Annotated in this window: 20 protein-coding genes and 1 pseudogene; 3 read left to right on the forward strand and 18 right to left on the reverse strand. The window is 49.7% G+C overall.

What is annotated here, in order from left to right; all coding sequences use genetic code 11:
* The 4 genes from fliI to fliF are packed head-to-tail and all read right to left on the reverse strand — an operon-like array spanning position 1 to position 4,690.
* Positions 1 to 1,446 (reverse strand): flagellar protein export ATPase FliI, encoded by a 1,446-nt coding sequence (gene fliI / locus W01_RS02245; RefSeq protein WP_445082539.1) that lies wholly within the window; start codon positions 1,444 to 1,446, stop codon positions 1 to 3.
* On the reverse strand, positions 1,443 to 2,066 hold the full coding sequence (locus W01_RS02250) for a flagellar assembly protein FliH (RefSeq protein ID WP_173052009.1): 624 nt from the start codon (positions 2,064 to 2,066) through the stop codon (positions 1,443 to 1,445). Before W01_RS02250 ends, fliI begins: the two co-directional genes overlap by 4 nt.
* On the reverse strand, positions 2,059 to 3,057 hold the full coding sequence (gene fliG / locus W01_RS02255; RefSeq protein ID WP_173052010.1) for a flagellar motor switch protein FliG: 999 nt from the start codon (positions 3,055 to 3,057) through the stop codon (positions 2,059 to 2,061). The genes W01_RS02250 and fliG overlap by 8 nt, the downstream gene beginning before the upstream one ends.
* Positions 3,050 to 4,690, reverse strand: a complete 1,641-nt coding sequence (gene fliF, locus W01_RS02260) for a flagellar basal-body MS-ring/collar protein FliF (protein ID WP_173052011.1) — start codon at positions 4,688 to 4,690, stop codon at positions 3,050 to 3,052. The genes fliG and fliF overlap by 8 nt, the downstream gene beginning before the upstream one ends.
* Before the next feature lie 287 nt (positions 4,691 to 4,977).
* Here fliF and fliE point away from each other — a divergent pair, with 287 nt between their 5' ends.
* Positions 4,978 to 5,298, forward strand: coding sequence for a flagellar hook-basal body complex protein FliE (gene fliE / locus W01_RS02265; RefSeq protein ID WP_173052012.1), 321 nt, complete (start codon positions 4,978 to 4,980; stop codon positions 5,296 to 5,298).
* Between the two features lie 71 nt (positions 5,299 to 5,369).
* On the opposite strand, the gene W01_RS14620 is transcribed toward fliE, so the two are convergent.
* The 11 genes from W01_RS14620 to ispB form a co-directional block, all read right to left on the reverse strand.
* Entirely contained in the window at positions 5,370 to 5,894 is a 525-nt protein-coding gene (locus tag W01_RS14620; RefSeq protein WP_445082543.1) for a flagellar brake domain-containing protein, read from the reverse strand.
* Positions 5,895 to 6,178: 284 nt separating this feature from the next.
* On the reverse strand, positions 6,179 to 6,940 hold the full coding sequence (locus tag W01_RS02275; RefSeq protein WP_173052014.1) for a flagellar brake protein: 762 nt from the start codon (positions 6,938 to 6,940) through the stop codon (positions 6,179 to 6,181).
* A gap of 215 nt (positions 6,941 to 7,155) precedes the next feature.
* Positions 7,156 to 7,443 carry an EscU/YscU/HrcU family type III secretion system export apparatus switch protein gene (locus tag W01_RS02280; RefSeq protein ID WP_173052015.1) on the reverse strand — a complete coding sequence of 96 codons (288 nt, stop codon included), beginning with the start codon at positions 7,441 to 7,443 and terminating at the stop codon, positions 7,156 to 7,158.
* Entirely contained in the window at positions 7,427 to 8,464 is a 1,038-nt protein-coding gene (fliK, locus tag W01_RS02285) for a flagellar hook-length control protein FliK (RefSeq protein ID WP_173052016.1), read from the reverse strand. Before fliK ends, W01_RS02280 begins: the two co-directional genes overlap by 17 nt.
* Positions 8,465 to 8,540: 76 nt before the next feature.
* On the reverse strand, positions 8,541 to 8,864 hold the full coding sequence (locus W01_RS02290) for a flagellar protein FliT (RefSeq protein WP_173052017.1): 324 nt from the start codon (positions 8,862 to 8,864) through the stop codon (positions 8,541 to 8,543).
* 195 nt (positions 8,865 to 9,059) lie between these two features.
* Entirely contained in the window at positions 9,060 to 9,596 is a 537-nt protein-coding gene (fliS, locus tag W01_RS02295) for a flagellar export chaperone FliS (protein WP_173052018.1), read from the reverse strand.
* Between the two features lie 12 nt (positions 9,597 to 9,608).
* Positions 9,609 to 11,615: a flagellar filament capping protein FliD gene (gene fliD / locus W01_RS02300; protein WP_173052019.1), complete on the reverse strand. Its 2,007-nt coding sequence runs from the start codon at positions 11,613 to 11,615 to the stop codon at positions 9,609 to 9,611.
* Between the two features lie 12 nt (positions 11,616 to 11,627).
* Entirely contained in the window at positions 11,628 to 12,020 is a 393-nt protein-coding gene (locus tag W01_RS02305; protein WP_173052020.1) for a flagellar protein FlaG, read from the reverse strand.
* A gap of 65 nt (positions 12,021 to 12,085) precedes the next feature.
* Positions 12,086 to 13,579 (reverse strand): flagellin N-terminal helical domain-containing protein, encoded by a 1,494-nt coding sequence (locus tag W01_RS14465; protein ID WP_173052021.1) that lies wholly within the window; start codon positions 13,577 to 13,579, stop codon positions 12,086 to 12,088.
* Between the two features lie 274 nt (positions 13,580 to 13,853).
* Positions 13,854 to 15,560, reverse strand: coding sequence for a GGDEF domain-containing protein (locus tag W01_RS02315; RefSeq protein WP_173052022.1), 1,707 nt, complete (start codon positions 15,558 to 15,560; stop codon positions 13,854 to 13,856).
* 396 nt (positions 15,561 to 15,956) lie between these two features.
* Positions 15,957 to 16,925 carry an octaprenyl diphosphate synthase gene (gene ispB / locus W01_RS02320; protein WP_173052023.1) on the reverse strand — a complete coding sequence of 323 codons (969 nt, stop codon included), beginning with the start codon at positions 16,923 to 16,925 and terminating at the stop codon, positions 15,957 to 15,959.
* 462 nt (positions 16,926 to 17,387) lie between these two features.
* Between ispB and W01_RS02325 the strand changes: the two are divergent.
* Both W01_RS02325 and W01_RS02330 read left to right on the forward strand, forming a co-directional pair.
* Positions 17,388 to 18,753 (forward strand): annotated as a pseudogene (locus tag W01_RS02325) (IS110 family transposase).
* 634 nt (positions 18,754 to 19,387) lie between these two features.
* Positions 19,388 to 20,374, forward strand: a complete 987-nt coding sequence (locus W01_RS02330) for an IS110 family transposase (protein ID WP_173052024.1) — start codon at positions 19,388 to 19,390, stop codon at positions 20,372 to 20,374.
* Here W01_RS02330 and W01_RS02335 read toward each other — a convergent pair.
* Genes W01_RS02335 through W01_RS02345 form a run of 3 tightly spaced genes read right to left on the reverse strand, consistent with a single transcriptional unit; the run spans position 20,328 to position 23,313 of the window.
* A complete protein-coding gene (locus W01_RS02335; RefSeq protein ID WP_173052025.1) occupies positions 20,328 to 21,116 on the reverse strand; it encodes a hypothetical protein in 789 nt (262 codons plus the stop codon). The two genes, W01_RS02330 and W01_RS02335, sit on opposite strands and share 47 nt — an antisense overlap.
* The gene (locus W01_RS02340) at positions 21,092 to 21,730 is read right to left on the reverse strand and encodes a hypothetical protein (RefSeq protein WP_173052026.1); all 639 of its coding nucleotides are present in this window, start codon (positions 21,728 to 21,730) and stop codon (positions 21,092 to 21,094) included. Before W01_RS02340 ends, W01_RS02335 begins: the two co-directional genes overlap by 25 nt.
* Before the next feature lie 5 nt (positions 21,731 to 21,735).
* Positions 21,736 to 23,313, reverse strand: a complete 1,578-nt coding sequence (locus W01_RS02345) for an RHS repeat-associated core domain-containing protein (RefSeq protein ID WP_173052027.1) — start codon at positions 23,311 to 23,313, stop codon at positions 21,736 to 21,738.
* Positions 23,314 to 23,376 lie beyond the last annotated feature (63 nt).

Here is a 23,376-nt window from a genome sequence, read left to right on the forward strand (position 1 = left end):
TCAGTGTAGATCTTCAAATAGATGGCTAAAGGCAGTGAGACCGCTAGCGTAGGATTCACGCTCGAACATACCTTGCTTGAGGAAACGTTCCATATAGGGATAGAGCACAATCCCTTCGTCCAATAATGGATCGCTGCCGTTGACATATGCGCCAACACTGATTAAATCGTGGTTACGTTGATAATGTGCATATACGTGTTTGAAGCGATGTACCAAAGTGAAGTGCTGTTCAGAAACAAGGGAACTCATCGCGCGGCTGATGGAAGCCTCAATGTCTATGGCAGGGTAATGACCTTGTTCAGCCAAGCGGCGCGATAACACAATGTGGCCATCTAAAATGGCCCGTGCGCTATCGGCGATGGGATCTTGTTGGTCATCTCCCTCCGTTAGGACAGTATAGAACGCGGTGATCGAGCCGCCGTCTTCCATGCCGTTACCGGCACGTTCCACCAACTGGGGCAGCTTGGCGAATACCGAAGGCGGATAGCCTTTGGTGGCGGGGGGTTCACCAATCGCCAGTGCAATTTCGCGCTGTGCCATGGCATATCGGGTGAGTGAATCCATAATAAGTAATACATGCTTACCCTGATCACGAAAATATTCGGCGATAGTGGTGGCATAGGCGGCGCCTTGTAAACGCATCAGCGGACTGGTATCAGCAGGAGCTGCAACTACAACTGAACGCGCCATGCCTTCTTCCCCCAGGATATTAGTGATAAATTCCTTCACTTCGCGTCCGCGCTCGCCGATTAATCCCACCACGATGACATCGGCGCTGGTGTATCTTGCCATCATGCCGAGTAATACACTTTTACCTACACCACTGCCAGCGAATAGTCCCATGCGTTGGCCGCGTCCGACAGTGAGCAGATTATTAATAGCCCGTACGCCGACATCCAGAACATCCTCGATCGGTGCGCGGTTCAGTGGATTGATGGGCCGACTTTGTGAGGGTGCAGTTGTTACTGCCACTAGCGGTCCCAACTGATCCAATGGACGGCCAGCTCCATCCAGCACGCGGCCAAGCAACTTGTCACCTACCGGCAGGTGGCGGGTGTGATCAGTCGCGCGCCGCCGGAAGGTACGCTGTTTGCCGCCCAGCAGTGGCGCACTCACCGGCTCTAGCGGCACTACGCGCGCGCCGGGTATCAGGCCATGAACGTCATTTTCCGGCATGAGAAATATTTTTTCCCCAGAAAAACCGACTACTTCCGCTTCGATTCGATTGTTGGGTAATTCGATAACACAGGTACTGCCAACTGCCATTTTCAAGCCGACTGCTTCCATCACTAGCCCGGTGACTTTGGTCAAGCGGCCACTGATTAACAAAAGTTTGCTCTGTGCGACTAACTTCTGGTTGTTTTGCAGGCAGGCTTGCCAATACTGGGTATGGTCGTCCATGGAAGCCAGAATGACGGGGGGGATTTGAATGGTAGGGGAGGTCATGATTCCAGCCATGCGTTGTCTTGCCCGATAGAGGCGACTACTCGTTGCCAGCGTTTGGGCAACGTAGCGTCAATCTGGCTATGGGCTGTTTCCACACGGCAACCTCCGCGTTCAATTTGGTTATCCTCGAAAATTTTCCAACCGTTATGGAGCAGCTGCTCACCCATACTTGTGCGCAGTAGTTCTGCATCATCAGTATGCAATACAAGATGGGCATGTTGATTGAAATACGGTAACTCATTAATAGCCGCATGCACCACATTTAGCAGCAGTTCGGGTTTTATTTTGAGTGCTTGTTGTAACATCTGTTTAGCAATTTCTAATGCCAGATTCAGCAATTCCTGGGCGATCCGCTGATCCACTTGCTGCAATTCTTTGTTCAGTGATTCCAGCATGTTTGTTATGCGCTGTGCTTCAGTGCCGGCTTGTTTCATACCCTCGGCATAACCAGCTTGATAACCTTCTTCATGCGCCTGTATATGTATATCTTCCAGCTGGGATGCAGTGGGCAAATCGATCGTGGGCGGTGGTGTATCCGCTTCCTTCACCATATCGAAGGCGGGCAGCTCCCAACGTTGATAGGCGGTAAGCTGTTCCTTGGGGGTAACAGCGTCAGACATAAGATTCTTCTCCCCCTTTTCCACCTAGCGCGACCTGACCTTCTTCTGAAAGGCGGTTTACTATTCTGAGGATTTCTTTTTGTTCTGCTTCTACTTCGCTGACTTTGACTGGACCTTTTCCACTCAGATCTTCGCGCAGCATGTCGCCAGCACGTTGTGACATATTTTTGAAGATTTTTTCACGTAGTTCTTCGCTCGCGCCTTTAAGTGCAACAATTAGAGATTCGGACTGAACCTCACGCAGAATGAGCTGGATACCGCGATCATCCACTTCCAGAAGATTTTCAAAGACGAACATTTCATCAAGAATTTTTTGCGCCAAGTCGGCATCATGACTGCGGACTATTTCAATAACGACACCTTCTTGTACGCTACCCATGAAGTTGAGGATTTGCGCTGCGGTGCGAACGCCGCCCTTGATGCGCTTCTTATTGACCGCGTTACCAGTTAACAGCTTGGTTAGTACATCGTTAAGTTCACGTAGTGCGGTGGGCTGCACCCCATCCAACGTGGCAATGCGTAATAGTACGTCGCTACGCGTCCGTTCAGTCAACAAACCCAGGATGCTGGCAGCCATATCGGGTTCGAGATGCACCAGGATAGCGGCTATGATCTGTGGGTGTTCGTTGCAGACCAGTTCAGCGACCGAGGCCGGATCCATCCACTTCAGACTTTCAATACCGCTAGTATCACTATTGTGCAAGATGCGATCGAGCAAGCCCGCCGCTTTGTCGTCTCCCAGTGCCTGGGTCAGCATGCTGCGGATATAATCGCTTGCATCCATACCGATGGTTGTTTTTTGTGCGGCAATTTCGTGAAATTCTTCGAAAACATTGCTAACCTGTTCGCGGGTGAGGTTTTTGAGCGATATCATCGCGGAACTGATCTTCTGCACCTCTCTTGGTTCGAGATATTTGAGTACCTCTGCTGCTTCGCGCTCACCCAGTGTCATGAGCAGGATTGCGCTTTTAGTGATGCCTGCATCACTCATTGCTATTCACCCATCCCTGAACAACTGATGCCACAATCTTTGGATCTTGTCCTGCTATTTTTTTTGCGGCCTCTAAATTATTTTCATAGGAGTTAGTTGTTTGCTGTGCTGCATTTTGCGCTGTGCTGTGTTCCTCAGCCGCAGTTTCCAGAGCATTATCAGTTTTGCTCGCCACTGTTGGTGCGGACGCGGCAGAAAAATTTCTGAAAGCTGGGCGAATGACACCGAATAGCAGGAATAACCCGATGCCTGTGATCAATAGATATTTTAGTAAATCTTTTGCTAACGCGATCATTTCTGGCTGTTTCCAGAAGGGTTCTTCTGGCGTTATAGTTTCTTTTTCAACATTGAAGGCGCTGTTCAGAACGTTCAGACTGTCACCGCGGCTGACATTGAAGCCCATAGCATCCTTCACGAGTGCGGTGATTTGCTCCTTCTCGCTATCGTTAAGCGGTTTGGAGCTTTTCTTTCCATTTTTGTCGGTAACAGTACGATTGTTTAGCACCACTGCAACTGACAAGCGCTTAATGCTACCTACAGGTAATTTGGTGTGGCGGATGGTGCGATCCACTTCATAATTGACGGTGGATTCCTTAAGAGAACTGGTCACACCGCCGCCACTCGTTGCGGCAGGCACTGAGCTGGACGGGGCGACAATGGGGGCGGTGGCAGGGACTGGCGGCTGATTCGATAAGGCACCCGGTACGCCAGATGCATTTTGGTTCCCGCCATTCGTCGAAGCCATGGTTTGCTGGCTGCGTAAAGTGGATTCTTTTGGATCTTGGTTGGGTTTGTAGCTTTCGGCGGTCTGCTCGGTTTGTGCGAAATCGACGTCTGCCGTTACTTGCGCACGTACATTGTTAGCGCCGATTAATGGCGCGATGATGGCTTCAATACGATTGATATAGGCCTGTTCAATCTGCCGTACGTAACTGATTTGAGTAGCGTCCATCTGCCCGGTACTGCCTTCTTTGGCAGAGCTCAATAGAGAGCCGCTTTGGTCAACTACGGTAACATTTTTGGCCGGCATATTCGGCACACTGCTGGAAATCAGATGCACGATACCGCTTATCTGGCTGCCATCCAAAGTACGGCCGGGATGCAGTGTCAACACCACGGATGCACCGGGTTGCTGTTGTTCCTTTACAAATACCGTTGGTTTTGGTAAGGCCAGGTGGACGCGTGCACTTTGCACTGAAGCCAGTGTTTGCACCGAGCGTGCTAACTCACCTTCCAAAGCACGTTGGTAATTCATCTGTTCGAGAAATTGGCTGGTGCCGAACTTTTGATTTTCCATTAATTCGAACCCGGCCAAACTTCCCTTTGGCAGACCTTGTGAAGCCATGCGCAGACGCACTTCGTGTACCTGATCGGCGGGGACCAGCAGAGCACCGCCGCCTTCAGCGAATTTATAAGGCACGTTCATTTGTTGCAGCGATTCGATGATAGCTCCACCATCGCGATCGGAAAGATTGCCATACAACACGCGGTAATCAGGCGTTTTTCCCCACGTCCACATGCCAAAAAGTAGCGCGATCATGGCCGCAGTAGCGACCAATAGCCCTATGCTTTGCTTGCTATTGAACCCTGAAAGCGTTTGTATCAGCGTAGGGGTTGGATTGAGCTCTGCCATTTTATTCGTCGCATTTTATGCTTAATAGATTTTTGAACAAAAAGATGAAATATCGTAAGTTGTGCCAACACACTAGGTAACAAAGCTTTGTGCAGGTGTATGCAATAAAATCATTGTCGCTTCTAGATGTATCTTTAAGAATTGTTGATCCAGTAACGCATGCTGTGCATTATCACCAGACATTTCAGATACCGTACGGTGATAAGCGAGAGAATTCTGCTGCTTTTCTGGCGCTAGCATAGTAAAGGTGGGTGATAAGGTGCATGCTTCAATAGAAGAGGTGAGTCATGAATGTCTCTGGAGTGGGTGGTTTGTTGGCTGAAATGCGTGCGGCAATGGTTCTCGCGCAAGGCGGGTCTGCACCGAAAGTCGACGCAATTGCAACGACAGATTTCGCCAGTGTGCTGAAATCTTCACTGGATGGAGTAGCTCAGGCGCAGAATCACGCCGAAACCATGCAAAAGGGATTTGTACTGGGTAATGATAAAGTTAGCTTGAGTGATGTGATGATAGATATGCAAAAAGCGAATATTTCATTTCAGGCTACTGTACAGGTTCGCAATAAGGTAATCGCTGCCTATAACGATATTATGAATATGCAAGTGTAAAGGCAGCAGTATTTTGACTTCCATTAAAAAATGGTACTAGTTAAGGGTCAGTTACTATAAAGCGATCGAACCTACAGCGATTGTTCCATCAACTTGTGATATACGAACGCTAGCAAGGGAATCGAGTCTTCGGTGGATACGTCTACGAATTGAAGGCCGAGTTGACATGGCAAATCGGTATCATTGAACTGATGGGTATTGGCGGATTTAATAACGGCATCGAGTTTCAGGAAGGCCTCGACACCGTTTACGATCACTTTGAACTTGATGCTAAGCTTCTGGCCTTTGTGTCCGAACACCTTTTTAACCCCAACCATCGCACCGTCAATGCTTATATTAACAATGGTTCCGGCTTCTTGGAGTTGAACATCGTCGTAACCGGTGATAGCGCAAATTAACTTGACCTTGGCACGATCGCTTTTACGTATGACTAGCGACCGAACCTTCCGAGGATAAGCGAGGTGTAGATAAGGATAGGGCGTATCTAGGCTTTTGAGTATATGCGTCGTAAAGGCAAAGGCGCTCCTGCCCGAAAACACTCTCAAGATATAAGTATGGCCAACGCGCATTAACTCATTTTTCCGTCGATCATCGATGTGGTCACAAGTACGCTGTGACCACGGGAAAGCCCGATTAGCTTGGCTGAATAGCGTTCATCGGTACCGTTGGCCAGAATTTGTAAGTTGACGAGATCGTCTATCTGAAGGCGCGCTTCCTCCAGTGTGGTTATCTTCTCGGATATTTTTTCTTGCGCTTGTTTATGAATTGGGGTTATTAAACGGCACCCCTACGATATGAGATTGCAATATGCAAGCGTTCCATTGTAAATGATAACGGGAACCCCTCGTTTTTTCATTGTCGACCGAATCGACATATTTAATTAACGTTGTGAGAGATTTTGGCTTTGTAGGTTTGTAAGGTAACGTTGTAGCATGATGGCCATTGTGCCATTCAAGTGGATGAATTTGCAGCCTGCACGTTTCTTGACCTCTCCATTATGCATGGTAATTATAAAAATATTTTTTACTAGTATAGTGGCAGTCAGCATGCCAATATTGGGCAGATGGATATGGCAGACTGAGTAAACTTTCCCCGGTTGAAATTCAGTATCATTTTCTTGGCATTCTAGTGCCACGCCCCCGACACTGATATCCATAATGGTCGGGCTACTCTTGAGAATTGGCGCGTCTGACTTGGCTGGAATGACACAAATGAGTGGCTTTTTCACGGGGACAATTAAGCGGAAATAATCGCGCCGTTGTAAGTACAACAGGCTATTGGGCATCGGCAAACAAAATGCTTCTTTATTCTTGAATAAAGCGCTCTCGATTTGGTGCGCTACGAACTGCACTTTCACTTGCAGGTATGAGCTGACAAAGATTATTTTATGGCTTGGCAGAATACGTCGATTGTCAGCCTCTCTGAGGCTGATCTCCAGCCACACATTCTGTTCGTCAATCCCAAGTAGCTTAGTTAGAATGAAATCATTTTCATCGTCATAGTAAAGCGCGGCGAGCGCGCTTGATTTCACAATACCGCGGAGTATGGACTGAATTTCTTTGTCTGAGTGTATGCGGAATTCACTATCTTCACCGTCTGAAATGAGCTCTATTTTTAACGGAATTTCTTTTTCTTTGGCCATGCTGCACCTAATTAAAAATTAAAATCAACAAGTTTCTAAAAATCCTACTGAGACTTTTTTTCGGTAATACTTAAATAAGATGGTAGTTTTTTTATGCTTAAACTAAAACGATCGAGTGAAGAGGTTTTTGCTGTCATGATTATGAAGCGTAATAACATATTGAGTTAACTATATTAAGTCATAAAGGATGGCGATATTATCATTACATTCCGCAATCACATATCTGGTTTAGCGGGAGTTTCTCCATGCTCCAAGCGGTATAGCCAAGCTAGTAGTTCCGCTACAGCCAGATAAAGCTGCGGTGGAATGTGCTGATCCAGTTCAACTTGCATCAGCAATCCCACTAGATCTTCCGATTCATGCACAAACACGCCATGCTCTTTGGCGTGTTTGATGATTGCCTGTGCGATCAAGCCACGACCCTGTGCCACGACCTTGGGGGCTGATTCGTGATCATGATAAGCCAGTGCGACAGCAATTTGGCGTTTATTGGGTGGGTTCATGTTGCGTGATTAACGTACTGATAATTGGAATTCCACAGTCGGACATGGTAGCGACTAGTTGCGAACTGGCATTGCCCAGAGCGGTAAGTGTCATCGCGGAACTGGCATTCAGTGTCAGGCTTAGGCCTGCATTATTAAAATTTAATGTGGCAGAAACCATGCCCAGATTGGGCAAATCAAGATGAATTTGTGTGGTCCATTGCTGCTGGTTATCTGTTGCAGGAGTGTGTGTGGCTTGTTCGTGAATTTTCCATTGCATGGCTTGGCCTGGCCAGATATTACCTTGCCATAATACCTGTTGTGTTTCCAGTGCATTGATTTGTTGCTGTACGAGTGGTTGTAGATGGAGGGCAATTAATGGAGTTTTTTCTTCTGCTGAGACTGCCGTATTTAATTGGCTTGCAGAGGATATGTTATCGTCAGGTAAAGGCAATGCTTTAACGTTTGTTGAAGGGTTCGCTGTTGCGGAATTCTGTGGTTCTTGGAGAAGTTGCGAAGTGCTGCGCGCGCCTTCTAGCCATTGAACCTGATGTGATTCATAGAATAAACCGCTGTTACTCAAAGCATCGTGCAGTAGTCCGGCCAGTTGCCCACTTTGCGTGGTCTGGGGTGTTGTCCACAGTGGCGAGCTTTTCATCGCGCGCATATCAATTTGCTCGCGCGGTTGTTGGGATAGAGCAGATAGCAGCCGTGATACCGAACTTAATTGCTCCTGTGTGGATAACGGGTTGTTTGAAGCGGACATGCTAAAGGTCAGGCGGGGAGTTGTGGCGATGACTTGTAGTTTGACCATGTCGCCACTATGGACAAAATCTGGAAGTAACATTTGAGTAAGTTGTTCGCCAACACGAACATTAAATAAACCCGGGGATACTTGATTTTGTACCATGCCCTGAATTTTTTGTCCCGGCTCGAACTGCCCCGTTTTAGGCGCAGTGTCAGGAGCAGCTGTCGGAAGCGTTTTTTGCGCTAGCGCGAGTACTTTGAGTGTATCCAGGAGTTTGGCAGGCAGCATGTGCATTTAGCGTGTTATGCAGAGTGCTACAGTATCCCTCGCTTTCCTGAAGCGCGGTTATGCCTGCATGCATTCTAAATTATTAATATTCGCTGGAGTAGGTCTGCTGCAAACGGCGTTCTTGCCCCGTGCTATGCATGATGCGCTGTAATTGCTCAACCCACGGTTCAGTATGGTTACGGATTTCCGCGTCGTCTGCGAGGATTTTACGGATCAACTCCACTTTGCGCAATCGTGTAGTCTCGTTAGGCGGGATGCCCATATCTTGAGTTTTCATAATTGCTACATGTTGGCTACACTGTTTCTCCAATTCCACCAACTGATCCCATTGGCCATCTGTGGCGGCTACGCGCATCTGGGCGGTGATAGATGAAAGAAATTCGTAATTTTCGATAGCTGGATTCATGGTCTACATCCTTTAATCTTGGTTTGTTGATTGCATAACTGTGCTGTTGACCATTCGATTTGCCTTATGTCACTGGTATAACCAAGTATCGTCATTTAGGGTATCGGCTAGTGTTTAGAAAACTTTAACTTGGTTCCAGGATTTTTTATCCGCGCTATCGCAATGCGTTAGAGCGAGTAGGCTCTTGTTCATTACCTATACACCTCCATAAGCTGACATGGCATGTCTGACGGTTGCTGACTGAGGGGTGGAAATTGTTGATTGGGCGTTGACTATTTGCGGTTTAACAGTGGAGGCTGCTTGTTGCCGCGTAATGGTGGTGGATGAAGCAGATGAGGTGGAGATGGCTTCTGGGCGTATGCTTTCCCAAGCACCTTTCAGATCATTCAACAGGCGAGCAACTTCATCCAAGGCGATTTCGTCGTTTTTCAAGTTGGCGGTCAGCAGGCGATTAGTCATGTAGTCATACAAGGCCGCGAGGTTGTGTGCTAATTCGCCGCCCACGTCTATGTTCAGGCTGGCTTTCAGACCATCATCAATGATTAGAATGGCTTGGGAAATAGCAGCGCCTTTGGCAGGAGTATCTTTGCGTAACATTCCGTTCTTTGCATTGACAATAGCCAACAATGCGCCTTGGAACAACATCAAAATCAGTTGGTGCGGGTCTGCTGCTGCTACGCTGGATTCGACCCTCACTTTGTTATAGGTTTTGATTGCAGTCATTGTGTTCATGATTTCTCCTACTTAAAATTTTGGTAAATTGGCAAGTTGCTGGGTTAGGTAGGTGCTGGTTTGGTTCATGCTGGTTAACATGGCATCCAACGCACTATATTGCATGCGATAGCGTTGCTCGATACCGACCAGCCGCGCCTGTAATGTGGTGCGCTGGTTACCGATGTCTGCAATGGATTTATTGATGCCATTGGTACGACTCACCAGAACTCCATCGCCAGCAAGAATGGATGTTGACCATTTATTCAGTGAATAGGCGTAGCCTTGCGAGTAATTCAACATGCCGCGCGCGCCCAATACTCCGCCATTGATGCTGATGCTTAAATCTTGCGGGTCGCCGCTGGTTGCGGTTAGAGTTTGACCAGAGCCGGTCGCAGTGATCCCACCAATAGTGCCGGCTACATTTACTCCAGCCGTCTGTATTGGTGCACCGCCCATTAAGTCGAGCGCTCCATTGCCACCGGTGATGGCGACACTGGAGCCAGAACCATAATTGGCCGCGGTTACCGAAAGTACGCCGGCATTTTGAGTGACGGCAACTGAAATACCCGCTGTGGATAGCTCGCTCGCGCTGTTGATTTTCGATTGCAGCTCGGCGGCTAACGACTGTGCAGTATAGGTAGCGGCAGTTAAGGTTACGGAAGTGTTGACCCCGTTGATGGTAAAGTTCAATGTGTCATTGGTGGCTGCAGTGATGGTGGTATTGGCGGCGGCTGATCCAACGGCTGTGCCTCGTGTAGCCAATTGGCTGATGTTCACCGCATAGTTGCCAGGTTTGGTGGTGCTGCTCGCAGAATTAAAACTTACCAGGCTATCCGTGGCATTTCCCACTGCGGCAAACAAACTGGCAATGTCGTTAAAGTTGTTAGAAATTGCGTTGCCGAGTTTGGTGCTATCCAGAGCCAGTGATCCATCTTTTTGGAAAGAAACGCCTACCTGTGAAAGTGTGGTCAATGCGCCAGAAGTACCTGTAATGGTAGTTGTTAGTGCGGCGCGTAATTGTGATTGCAGGGAGCGTACCGTGCTATCGCCCTGTAACAATGCCCCTGTTTTGGATGCAGGATTGTAAGCGGATACTGTTGTCAGTGTAGAGGATAAATCGTTGTAAGCCTTAACGAATCCAGAGATGGAGTTACTGATTGCAGCGGTGTCGCGTACTATCGTCAAGCTTGTAGCTGAAGTAGTGATCTTGTTCAGGTTAAGGGTCACCCCTGGAATTACGTCAAAAATGGTGTTGGAGTTTTTGCTCACCGTTACGCCATTCACCTTGAAGTTGGCATTTTGAGCAGTGACAGTCTCGGCGAGATTTTGTATGCCAGCCGGGTCGTTGGTCAGCAAGTTACTTACTGCAGTGTCGCCCGTCACACTGATTTTGAGGCTGTTGTTCGCGCCATTGTTATCCGAAGATAGAGCAAGACGATAGGGGGTGTCGCTACCATCGTTGATGATGGTTGCTGTTACGCCCATCTTGCCAGCATTGATAGCATCACGGATACCCTGCAGCGAATTATTAGTGCTGTCTATGGTGATGCTCTTGGTAGCGTTGCCATTGCTAGTAAACGCTGCACCGGTATAAACTCCGGTCACGGCACTAAAGGTGCCACCGCTGATGGAACCAAAATCAAACGTCACTGTAGTTGCAGCACCTGCGCCGATCGCAGCGGTGCTGCTGGTTTGTCCCGAGGCAACCAACTTTTGTGCCTGAGCCAGGCTAGTAATATCCAAAGAATAAGAGCCCGTTATTGCAGTGCTGGTGGCTGTGGCGGAAAAAATAGTGGCGTCGGAAGGGGTAGCATTGACCGCTTGAAATTTGCTGGCATTACTGAGCCCTTGTAAAGCAGTTTGGAAGGTCGCCAAGGCACTTTTGATCGTCCCAAAGGCGGAAAGTTTGGCCTGATAGCTGGCTTCTTTGACACTCAGTTTGGTAATGGGTTGTTGCTCCACCGCCATCAACTGACCGACGATACTGTTGACGTCGATGCTTGTGCCAGTCGTTGCAGATGCGGTGGTAGTCACCATTCTGAATTTCTCCTAGGCCTTCTGTGTCAACAATAAACCATTTTGAATGCGGTCTATTGCGCGAGTAAGTGATAGTCCTTCTTCAGAAGGAAATTGACGAATCAGATCGCCACTTGTCGAATCAACCACTTTAATTATAGATTTCTTGGTGCTGTCGTCGACGCTGAACTCAATGTCCTTGTTAGCTTGCTGCAACATTTGATTGATGTTTTCTACCGCATTTTTCAATTGTGTTGCGGAGGCCTGCTGTTTGGCGACTTGTTGCGCCGCAATTTCAGGCAATTCTGAGGCTACACTAGGCGTGGGGGAAACCACGTCAGGCTTGCCATTACTGGCGAGCCTGTCGTTTGTAATACTGGCAGGCTGTTGAGCCTGAGTCGTGTTGCTTATGTTTGGGATGAGCATTTTGCTTCTCCTTCTCTTAAAAACTTAGCCGAATCGCTTCGGCTAGGTTTATGTAGCTAACTAACTTATCTCAACAGCGCCATCACTCCGTTCGGGATCTGGTTCGCCTGCGCCAACATCGCTGTACCGGCTTGTTGCAAGATCTGGTTGCGGGATAATGAAGCAGTTTCGGCAGCAAAGTCGGTATCCACGATGCGGCTGCGTGATGCAGTCAAGTTTTCAGTAGTGGTTTGCAGACTGGTTACCACCGATGCGAAACGGTTTTGAAACGCACCGAGTGAAGCGCGCGAGCTGTTTATTGAAACCAATGCACCGTCAAGAGCGGATAGTGCTGCAGTCGCACCTGCTGCGGTTGAAATGTCCAATGCCGAGATGGAGGAAACCGAGGACACGGTAGTGGCTGTTGTGACGAGTCCGCCGGCTGTAAGTCCGGCGTTTGCTGCTGCGCCGCCGCCCTGCACGATGCCCGCTGCATTGCTGCTGTTCAGCGTGATTGTACCGTGAGTCGTTACAGCAGCAACTGAGCCTACAACGTCACCGGTTACCAAACCAAAGGTCGTTAAAGCAGTAGCAGCATTGGTAGTGCCCAGTGCTAACAGACTGATGTCACGCCCATCCACAGCTGATAGGCTAACCACGCCAGTGGTTGCATTTGCTGTTGCTGTCACTCCGGATTGGGCGGAAACCGAGTTGATGGCTGCTGCAACGTTGGCACCTTGACCTGCGGCCGTAGCACCGCCAGCGATTGCGCCAACTGCGATGCCATTTACACTGAAACTGTTGGCGGCAGTAACACCAGTAAATACCGATGCTGCAGCGCCAGTGAGAATGGTTGTATTCGCTGCCGCAGTGACACCTGACTGAGAGGAAATGGCATTGATGGCCGCTGCGATGGAATAGGCGCTGGCGGCACTCTGACCGGGCATTGCACCGATATTTGATGCGCCTACCTGGAAACCATTCAGCGTTACATCACCAGCAACAAGCGCGGCTGTTGTAGCTGCTCCGGTTCTTGTGGCCGCAGTTGTTGCTCCAGCGCTACCCAGTTGCGTGATACGTGCGCTGGAGATCGTGTTGATCGAGATTTGGTCGTTGGCAGTTCCACCTGCGCCGACTTGGAAGTTCTGTGCAGTGAACGTGCCATCCAACAGCTTCACGCCGTTGAATGAGGAGTTTTGTGCTACACGGTCGATTTCAGCACCTAGCGATTGCATTTCGCTATTCAGTGCGGCACGGTCAGACGCGGAATTGGTGCCATTGGCCGATTGAACCGCTAAGTCACGCATCCGTTGTAAGTTGGCACCGATCTGTGACAAATCGCCTTCAGCTGTTTGTGCCAAGGAGATTCCGTCGTTGGCGTTACGTGCGGCTTGGGTGTTACCGTTGATTTGTGAAGTCATACGGTTCGAAATCGCTAGGCCCGCTGCGTCGTCTTTGGCGCCGTTGATGCGTAAGCCGGAAGATAAACGTTGCAAGGAGGTTTGCAGCATACTTTGCGATGTGTTCAGGTTGCGTTGTGCATTCAGGGATGAAATGTTGGTATTAATGAATGAAGGCATTTTAATACTCCTTTAACTGTGTTTGTTGTACGGCATGATTGCCATTTACTTTGGCTGGCCAGATTTTTCAGGCGCATCAACCTCGGTTAGTACAGTTAACGGAAAGGGCTAAGAAAACTTTAGAGCATGTTTGTTTTTTGTCTGAAGCATGGAAGAGTTCATTACAATTAGTCTCTGGTAGGTATTCCTGATAATGAATAATATACTGTTTATTAAAGTGCAATTTGTAATTATTGCATAATGGCATCACTAAATTTGAATCACACTCTCTTGGTTAATCAGCCGCAAATACCCGATTTTTACCGGCTCGTTTGGCGTTGTACATGGCTTTGTCTGCTCGTCCGATTGTTGATTCAGGGTCTTCGCCACTAGTATGTAGCGCAACTCCGGCGCTAAAGGTGATCAGCTGTCGGTTATTGTTATGTAGAAAAAGATTTTTGGTGAGTTCGCGCTGCAGGCGAACTATGGTCGCCATTGCCTCTTCCAGGCTGGTATCTATCAGAATAATCAGGAACTCTTCGCCACCATAGCGTGCTACTTCATCGGTCGGGCGGAGGGCATTCTTAATCACTTGGATTAAATGTACTAGTGCCTGGTCGCCGGTCTGGTGGCCTAAGGAGTCGTTAAGTTGTTTAAAGTTATCAATGTCGAGCAGCGCAATGCTGACTGGTGTCTGCTGGCGGTCAGCGCGTTTTATTTCGCGCTCCAGCACATCATCGAGCCCACGCCGATTGAGTGCTCCAGTAAGTTGGTCTTCGCGTACTAATTCGCTTACTTGTTCGAGTTCTTGTTCTAGTTGTTTGACACGTTCTTCGGCAATGTGTGCCTGTTTACGTGTGCTAACCAGCTCTTCATGTGAGCGCATTGAGATAGCTTGAATGATGCGCGTGTCTTGCATGATGTCGCCCAGGATGTGGCTTAATTCAGTTAAGTTATCTGCTTGTCCGATTTCCAGGCTATAGCCTTCAATTTTAGTGTGATATGCACCAGTGCTGTCGGTCATTTCGCTCAGGCGATCGATGAAGGTGGTCATCAGACTTTTAAGTGTGGTCTTGGCATCGATCATGTTTTGTTTTAGCAAGCCTTGCTTAATGATCGTGCTGCGCAGATTGCGTTCCGCAGTGGCAATTGTGTGTTTACTGATGGGATTTTCGATGATTTCCTGCAGGTTAAGAATCTGGTCGTGCAGCCATTTGTCTTCGGTCACCAGTTCGCTGACGTTTTCCACCAACAGGCGAAATAGGCGCATCAATCCTTCCTGAATGTTTAAATGATCGTTGTCGCGTAATTCCAGCTTTATCCATAGCTTGCGTAGTTGCTTATTCAGCTTAATGGCTTGACCATAATCACCGGTGGCACGTGTTTGTTGGGCTAGTGCCTGAATTTCATTCTTTAAATCGGGATCTTCGTTATGTATGCTTTCAAGAGACTGCGCCAGCAATTCACGCAGTTGTTCTACCAGTTCAATATCTATTGTCGTATCAATAGCCACGTCAGGAATGCTGGTGTGGATAATGCTATTAACGTTTACCGAGGCAAGTGGCAAAACGTTATTTTCTTCTTCTGATTCAAGCTTAGCCGGAATTAACTCGCGAGGATTAGACGAAGTTGTTTCTTTCCAGGAAACTATTAGGCTCTGTAATTTTGTGAACAGGACATTGGAATCATTATTGAATCTGTTGAGTACGGTTACAACGCTTTGTTTTTTGCGTGAAATGGTGATGCCCTTATGCGCAGCTTCCATTTGTGTGAGCAGGTCACGGATTAGGTTTGGCCATGCCAGTTTCAATTTGTCGTCGGCTGATTTTTGAAGAAGCTGCGCCTCCGATGCCAAAATTGGGTCTGCGTTATTGGCATCGGCTCTGCCACTAATTTCTTGGTACAGGCGCGTATAATTATCCGGCGTTGGAGCAATTTTGCGTGTGGCCAGGGTACTTAGGGTTATTCGCGCGATTTGGGAAGGGGTGGTGTGATTAGTCATAATTTTAATTAAAAATTACATAGACGAGAATTTGCTTTCTTACAGTTCCCTTTTCGAAGTCGGGAAAATGCTCATTTTAGTGTGCGAGAGCAGAGTTAAAACGAAAAATCTCATAAAACATTGTTGTTTATCATCGGATGGTGTCCATTGTAGGATATGTGGTGGACGGCTAAGCTAGGATTAGCAGCTGATTTCCGCTGTAATTCACTGTGATTGTTTTATAACTTCGCGTGATGACTGTGCATCGGGCTGATTGATTATTTAATGGACGGCAGCTTAAAGCGTCACTTATTTGACGTTGGTAAAAGGTTCTTACAATTTTGTCAAATTTGTTGGGGGTTGCCAGTGGCAGACTTCGGATCCGGCGGGAGATGATTTGTTCAAGACTCAGCCTAATTAAAATTGCCGTGTGGCAGCAAAATCAGCTAATTGTAGTAGAGATTGTTTGTAAGCCGTATCGGGCAGGATAGATAGTGCCGCGCATGCCGCATCGGATTCTTTTTGTGCCTGCTGTCGGGTATATTCTAGGGCACCGGTTTGTTTGATCACCTGTAGTACTTCGGTAAAACCTTCGATGTTACCTTGCTCGATGGCTAGCTTTATCATTGCAGCTTGGCGGGCGTCACCCTGCTGCATGGCATAAATAAGGGGTAATGTGGGTTTACCTTCAGATAGGTCATCGCCTAAGTTTTTGCCGGTTGTTTGTTCGTCCCCAGAATAGTCCAGCATATCGTCCACCAATTGGAATGCTGTTCCCAAGTGCATGCCATACTTCGCCACAGCTTCTTCGCTGGCGTTGTCAACCTGCACCAAGATAGCGCCCAGACGCATCGCCGCTTCGAATAGCTTGGCTGTTTTGCAATAGATTACGCGTAAATAACTGGCTGTATCTACGCTCGCATCATGGCAGCTCAATAATTGCAACACTTCGCCTTCTGCAATAGTGTTAGTAGCGTCTGCCAATGTTTGCATCACACGCATGTTATTTACTTCCACCATCATTTGAAAAGCGCGCGAATATAAAAAATCACCAACCAGTACACTGGCCGCATTACCAAATAAGGCGCTGGCAGTTGCGTGCCCACGGCGTAACTCGGATTCATCCACCACATCGTCGTGTAGCAACGTGGCGGTATGAATAAACTCCACTACCGCTGCCAAGCAGTGATGATATTCTCCGGTGTAACCTAATGCTTTGGCGGATAACACCACTAAGGCGGGGCGCAGCCGTTTGCCGCCATTATTGATGATGTACTCGCTCATTTGGTTGACCAGTGCTACATCTGAATGTAAACGGGTACGTATAATTCTGTCCACAACGGACATATCTGAGGCAAGAGATTGTTTTATAGCTTCAAACGACACAACAAACCCCTAATAATGACAATCAAAAAACGGTGATAGTTAATAAAAACCGCGATGGTATGGATTGTACAGATACCGTGTCAAGCAAACATCATTTTGCGGTAGCAATCTTGCATAGAAATTAAGTGCCTGAATTGCACTATGGGAGTTAATTACCTTCCATTAATGGCGATTATACCGGCCGGAAATAAGGTTAGCGTAGTAATCAGCCCCGTGCCGCAAATCGCGCCGAAGAAACACGCCGCTCTCCTGATGTGGCAAAGTGGAATGCGGTGCCACGGAAGACCGGAATAGAAATGGTGCATATTGCCCGAGGGTTAGCGTGGTCATGGGTGACGTCATCGACATGGGTGAATCGGCCTGGCGTTATATGGGCGCTTGGCCGATATCCCGTTTAAGAGAGTGAGCTTGACGACGTACCCGATGTGGCACCCCATTCCAAAACGAATGATGGAGATAATCATGGTGCAACGCAAGCAAAAAATCAGTCTCAAACCCGGCAAATCAAGAGAGCCTTTAACGATCACCCATCCCCATGCGGCTGGAGTCGATATCAGTAATTCGTCCCATTACGTATCTGTGCCGCCGGGCAGGGACGACGAGTCTGTCCGGGAGTTTTCGAGCTTTACGGTTGACCTCAACGCCTTGGCCGACTGGCTCGACGCTTGCGGCGTGGACACGGTCGCGATGGAATCCACGGGCGTGTACTGGATCCCTTTGTTCGAGCTTCTGGAATCGCGCGGTTTCAAAGTGTTTCTGGTCAATGCGCGCCACGTCAAAAATGTCTCGGGCCGCAAGTCTGACGTGCTGGACTGCCAATGGTTGCAGCAACTCATAACCTACGGTTTGCTTCGCGGCGCATTTCGCCCTGGCGAAGCCGTGTGCGTATTGCGCTCGCTCTCTATGGCGCCAGCGCGGGATACTTTTGAGAAGCCAGGGCACGCATGTGCAGCGCATGCAAAAGGCAATCACGCAAATGAACATCCAGCTCACCAACGTCATCTCGGACGTGGTCGGTGAGATGGGGCAGAAAATTCTGCGCGCCATTGTCGCCGGGGAGCGCGATGGTCAAGTGCTGGCCGCGATGAAGAATGTGCGCATTCGCGCACCCGCTGACGAGATCGCAAAAAGCCTGCAAGGCAACTGGCGCGCAGAGCATCTGTTTGCGCTCAAGCAAGCGCTGGATATGTTCGATTTCATCGGCACACAGCTAACCGAGTGCGACCGTAAGATCGAGGGGCAATTGCAAAGCCTGCAAGTTCATGACGGCGAACCAGCGAAGGGAAAGAAGCGTGGTCGCGCCCGCAACGCGCCGAAGTTTGATCTGCGCAAGCAATTGTTCAGGATGTGCGGAGTTGATCTTACGCGCATCGACGGCATCGACGTCACCACCGCGCTTGCGGTGATCTCGGAGACGGGAACTGACATGTCGCGCTTCCCCACGGCAGGGCACTTCGCGAGTTGGCTGGGGCTATGCCCCGGCACCAAGATTACCGGAGGCAAAGTGATGAGCGGCAAGACCAGGCGCGTAGCCAACCGGGCGGCTCAAGCCTTGAGATTGGCCGCAGCAGCATTGCGCAGCAGCCAGTCGGCGCTGGGCGCGTATTTCCGCAGGATGTGCTGGCGCATGGATAAGCCAAAAGCCGTAACCGCCGCCGCGCACAAACTGGCACGCCTGATTTACACCATTCTCACCAAGGGAAAAGAATATACCGACCAAGGGCAGGACTACTACGAAGAACGCTATCGCGAAAGAGTGTCGCGACAACTAGCCCAGCGCGCTGAAAAAATGGGGATGAAACTCGTCGTCAATGAACAGCCAGCTTAATTGTGCTTTTTAAAATCAGTTTGTTGGGAGGTGTTTCTTAAGAGGCTGAATGAAATGAAGCCCAACATCATAGGAGGAGGAAGAACAGATACGTTACCGACGTGCCAATACAGCGAGAGGCATATGCTTCTTCACTGTTAATCTGACTAAACGGGACTCTGATGTATTGGTACGGTATATCGATGACTTGCGCGTAACCATGAAAACGGTGAACGAAGCACATCCGTTTGCTATTCTGGCAATGGTGGTGTTACCCAAACACCTGCATGCGATATGACGCTTGACACCGGGCGATGCCGACTATCCACTGCCCTAGTCGTTCATCAAAGCCAGGTTCTCGCGGCTGCTGTCAAAAGGCGAGTACATTCGTGCCAACCGCCAAGCCAAGCGTGAGTGAGATGTTGGGCTTCATTTCATTCAGCCCACCCTTGTATCTTTCTTTCCGTGGTGGTTAGCTACCATCACACGAAGTAGAGGAAGCTTGAGCCCAACCTTAAGGCTCGACCTTGCGACGTAGATCAAGCCCTCTGCTTCACCTTTCGCCAGCATAGACACTGAACGGTATCCAAGGGGTGAACCCTGCATGCACAAGGCAAGTGGGCGAAGTTGGCTAACATTGTAACAGGAGGTCATCATGTTCTATCTCGGTATGGATGTGGCAAAAGCAAAATTAGATTGTTGCCTGTTGCTGGATGAAGCCAGTGACAAGCACAAGACCAAAGTAGTGAAAAACACCCCGTCAGGCATTATTGATTTGCTGGCTTGGGTTGCCAAACAAAACGTTTCCCCAGAAGCATTGCATATCGTCATGGAAGCCACCGGCGTCTATCACGAACAAGCTGCCATGGCGCTCGCGGATGCTGGCGTGATGGTATCCATCATCAATCCGGCGCAGATTAAAGATTTTGGCCGTGGGCTGGCCGTGCGCACCAAGACCGATGGCGTGGACAGCGTTGTGCTGGCCCGTTATGGCGCATTACTCAAACCCAAAGCTTGGGTGCCGCCCCCTCAGGAAGCGCGGGTACTGCAAGCGTTGTTGGTACGTCGTGAAGCCATTGCCCAGGATTTACAACGCGAGCGCAATCGCCAGGAAAAAGCCCATGTCACAGACACGCCAGCGCTGATTCATAAATCACTTGAAGAGAGCATTGGTTTTTTGGTCAAGCAGTTAGCCCAGCTACAAAAGGATATTGACGCACACATCGACCAGCATTCGAATCTTCAGAAAGATAGGGCATTGCTCCAGAGTATTCCAGTAATTGGCCCACAGGTGGGGAGCAATATACTCTCTGTGATACACAACCATGATTTCGGTTCAGCTGAACAGTTGGCGGCTTATCTGGGACTCGTTCCGGTGGAACGACAGTCGGGTAGTTCGGTGCTGGGACGCGCGAGAATATCCAAGGCTGGCCCCGCCAGAATACGCGCCGTGCTCTATATGGCTGCCGTCGTGGGGACACGCTACAACCCACACGTCAAAGCTGTTTATGAACGCCTGCTTGCCCGAGGCAAGTCCAAGATGTCCTCACTCGGTGCCGCAATGTGCAAGCTGGTGCATTTGTGCTTTGGCGTACTCAAAACTCAACAGCCGTATCAACACGATTACTTGAAAAATGCTTGACGTTAAAGACGGTATCTCGTATTGCCACCGCATTCCCCGCCGTATCCGCTTCGGCGATCACACTTCCCAAGTGATCGGCATAACGCCAAGTCTTGGTCGTTCCCGTAATGCTCACCAGCGGTTCATCAATGCCGGGGCCGTGGATGTGCCGGGTAGTCAGATTCCCCGCCTCATCGTATTCGGCGATCAAGTCAGTGCCGTCATAGAGCAAATCAGTGGTTTGATTATCAACCACGGTGCGCCCCAACCGTCCAGTCGGGTCGTAGCCCAAACTGACACCACTCGCCGGACTATTACGCACCGCATTCACCAACCGGTTATCGAAATCGTGGCCGTAAATCCACACTCCGTCGCTTTGTAGGTTGCCGTTAGCGTCGTGAGTGATGGTGTTGCTGTTGAGGGTGGTGTACTGGTTGAGGCCATTGGCACTGCGGCTCTGAGGAGGATTTGCAAGCTCCCAGTTGCTTTGCGGATTGAGCGGATTGGCCGTGATGATTTCGCCGCGCTGGTTGCGGGCATAGCTGAAGCCCAGATCGTTAGGGGTTCCAGCGAGATCGTGTGTCAGACTAGCAAGACTCCCCTGCGCGTTGTAGCTGTTCGTGCTGAATGTGCCATTACCCAGACTGAGGGTATTGCGCCGAGAGAGATCGTCCAAGGCGTAGGTGGCCAATGTCAACACGGGCACCGTACCGCCTTCCCTGAAGCTGAGGGAGCGGTTCAAAGCGTCGTAATCGAAACGCATAATGTGGTCGGGGGCATCGATGCTACACAAGCTTCCATAAAGTCACGTAACTCCTTCACATCTTCTGTTTTCCATAAACCAGGGCGGCCCATCTCTCCAGGCAGGTAAAACACTCGACTATCATGCAGGGTGATTTTCAAATTGACGTTCTTTCCATAGGGGATGGTAAACCGGGTACTGCGGCTTAACAGCGTGCCTAGCCGCTTCTGGAATATGCACTCACTGACTATGATGGGTTCCACATTTTTTACTTCGCTTGCGTGGAACGTGGCCTTCTTGAAATAGTAGCCCTTCAGCAAAAACATTCCATCTCCATAAACTATCTTGTGGGCAATGAACCTTTCCCTGAGTTCGAGGAAGAAAATTTGGAAGCCAGCGATGGTGTAGTAAAGAGCAGCAAGGAAGCCTATTGCAAACATTACAACTGTGACTACTTGATTGGTCTCGCTAGATATAGCTCGTTGGATATAGTAAAAAGGGAAAGTCGCAAAAAAGACTGCCATACCTGCCCAAACCAAGAACCCCAAAGACATAATAAATGCAGTAAGAAAGTAACGTGGATCACTCCAGGATTGAGTTCCCTTGTTTTGACTTTTGGCAGAAGCGGACTGCATCTGATTTATTTTTTTGGTATGCCAAACTGTTGCCCAACAGCCGTTGCTGCAGTCGTTACCGGAAAAGCAATAGTAGCTGCCGAAACTTGTTGTGACCAGGTGGGACCAAACATTCCAGTCAGCTTTGTGGCAAAACCACCTCCGAACGTAGCGGTGCCAACCTCCCAAGGATTGAATGACTTGGTATTATCTGACGTGAATGCTATTCCCTGAGAAACTAAATTGCCTGCACCGCCAATCGCCGCTCCCTGTGCAAATGTCCCAGCATCCGGCGCATAAACCGCAGCAAGACCCTGTATTGCCCCTATCCCCGTTGCAATCCCCGCATCCCTGATATTTGGATTAGGCGTGGTGGAATAATACCCCGCCGCGCCACTACCGCCGCCGACCGTGCCCGCCACCAACCCAGGATTGGTGCGCGCAAAAGTTGTCGCTGCAGCCCACATCGTTCTTCCAGTTGCCAACAATGCAGCCCCCCACTCTGGTGCGGTTTCCACCAATACTGCAAGACAAATTGGACACAATCCACTCGGATCATTCGTATTGATAGGGTTGTTATTCACATAGCTGTACCAATTCACCCCATCCGCATAGCCGATTGGGTCCCGCCCCAGGGTGGGGGAATACCATCTGGCTTTGTAGTAGTACAACCCCAGCCCGGCAATATATTGCTGTCCCGTATAACCAAAGCGGTTGGGTGGCGTGGTTCCATTCTCGCCAAATGGGCCATACCCGCGTATTGCGGTGGCGTTCCCTGTTGCGTCCGCTTCGGCGATGATGCTGCCCAGGTGGTCGGCATAGCGCCAGGTTTTGCTTGTTCCCGTGATGCTGACCAGCGGTTCGTCCATGCCGGGGCCGTGGATGTGGCGGGTGGTGAGGGTGCCCGTTCCGTCGTATTCGGCGATCAGGTCGGTGCCGTCATAGAGTAAATCCGTTACCGTGCCGTTGATGTCGGTGCGGTTCAGCCGCCCTACCGGATCGTAGCCCAGACTGGCGTTGCCCGCCGGGTTATTGCGTACCGCAGTGGTTAGCCGGTTATCCAGGTCATGGACGTAGGTCCATATCCCGTCGCTTTGCAGGTTGCCGTTGGGGTCGTGGGTGATGGGGGTGGTGTTGCGGGTGGTGTATTGGTTGAGGCCGTTAGCGGTGCGGGTTTCGGGGGGATTGGCCAGTGTCCAGTTGCTTTGCGGATTGAGCGGGGTGGTGACGGTGATGTCGCCAATCTGGTTGCGGGCATAGTTGAAGCCCAGGTCGTTGTTGGTGCCGGTGAGGTTGTGCGTGAGGGTGGCAAGGGTGCCTTGTGTGTTGTAGGTGGTTGTGTTGGTTGTGCCGTTGCCCAGGGTGAGGGTGGCGCGCCGGGAGAGGTCGTCCCAGGTGGTGGTGGCTAGGGTGGTTACGGGGACGGTGCCGCTTTCCTTGTAGCTGAGCGGGCGGTTGAGGGCGTCGTAGTCGGTGTTGATGGTGTAGCCGTCGGGCCAGGTTAAGCGGGTACGGTTGCCGGCGGGGTCGTATTGGGTGGTGAGCGCCCTGCCCGCTGCGGTGGTGTTGATTGGGCGTCCTGCGGTGTCGTAGACGTAGTTCACGATTATTTAAAAATATGTTTAAGGATGGTGTCTACGTTAGCTTACTGTCTACCCCAAAATGAC

This window comes from Candidatus Nitrotoga sp. AM1P, assembly GCF_013168275.1.
Lineage (GTDB): Bacteria > Pseudomonadota > Gammaproteobacteria > Burkholderiales > Gallionellaceae > Nitrotoga.

Coding starts and splice junctions, on each gene's coding strand:
- W01_RS02340 (WP_173052026.1), bottom strand. CDS start 21,730: ATGCAGTCCGCTTCTGCCAAAAGTCAAAACAAGGGAACTCAATCCTGG.
- fliE (WP_173052012.1), top strand. CDS start 4,978: ATGAATGTCTCTGGAGTGGGTGGTTTGTTGGCTGAAATGCGTGCGGCA.
- W01_RS14465 (WP_173052021.1), bottom strand. CDS start 13,579: ATGCCTTCATTCATTAATACCAACATTTCATCCCTGAATGCACAACGC.
- W01_RS02315 (WP_173052022.1), bottom strand. CDS start 15,560: ATGACTAATCACACCACCCCTTCCCAAATCGCGCGAATAACCCTAAGT.
- W01_RS02305 (WP_173052020.1), bottom strand. CDS start 12,020: ATGCTCATCCCAAACATAAGCAACACGACTCAGGCTCAACAGCCTGCC.
- W01_RS02330 (WP_173052024.1), top strand. CDS start 19,388: ATGTTCTATCTCGGTATGGATGTGGCAAAAGCAAAATTAGATTGTTGC.
- fliS (WP_173052018.1), bottom strand. CDS start 9,596: ATGAACACAATGACTGCAATCAAAACCTATAACAAAGTGAGGGTCGAA.
- W01_RS02250 (WP_173052009.1), bottom strand. CDS start 2,066: ATGTCTGACGCTGTTACCCCCAAGGAACAGCTTACCGCCTATCAACGT.
- W01_RS02335 (WP_173052025.1), bottom strand. CDS start 21,116: ATGCGTTTCGATTACGACGCTTTGAACCGCTCCCTCAGCTTCAGGGAA.
- fliD (WP_173052019.1), bottom strand. CDS start 11,615: ATGGTGACTACCACCGCATCTGCAACGACTGGCACAAGCATCGACGTC.
- fliG (WP_173052010.1), bottom strand. CDS start 3,057: ATGAGTGATGCAGGCATCACTAAAAGCGCAATCCTGCTCATGACACTG.
- fliF (WP_173052011.1), bottom strand. CDS start 4,690: ATGGCAGAGCTCAATCCAACCCCTACGCTGATACAAACGCTTTCAGGG.
- W01_RS02275 (WP_173052014.1), bottom strand. CDS start 6,940: ATGGCCAAAGAAAAAGAAATTCCGTTAAAAATAGAGCTCATTTCAGAC.
- W01_RS02280 (WP_173052015.1), bottom strand. CDS start 7,443: ATGAACCCACCCAATAAACGCCAAATTGCTGTCGCACTGGCTTATCAT.
- fliK (WP_173052016.1), bottom strand. CDS start 8,464: ATGCACATGCTGCCTGCCAAACTCCTGGATACACTCAAAGTACTCGCG.
- W01_RS02290 (WP_173052017.1), bottom strand. CDS start 8,864: ATGAATCCAGCTATCGAAAATTACGAATTTCTTTCATCTATCACCGCC.
- fliI (WP_445082539.1), bottom strand. CDS start 1,446: ATGACCTCCCCTACCATTCAAATCCCCCCCGTCATTCTGGCTTCCATG.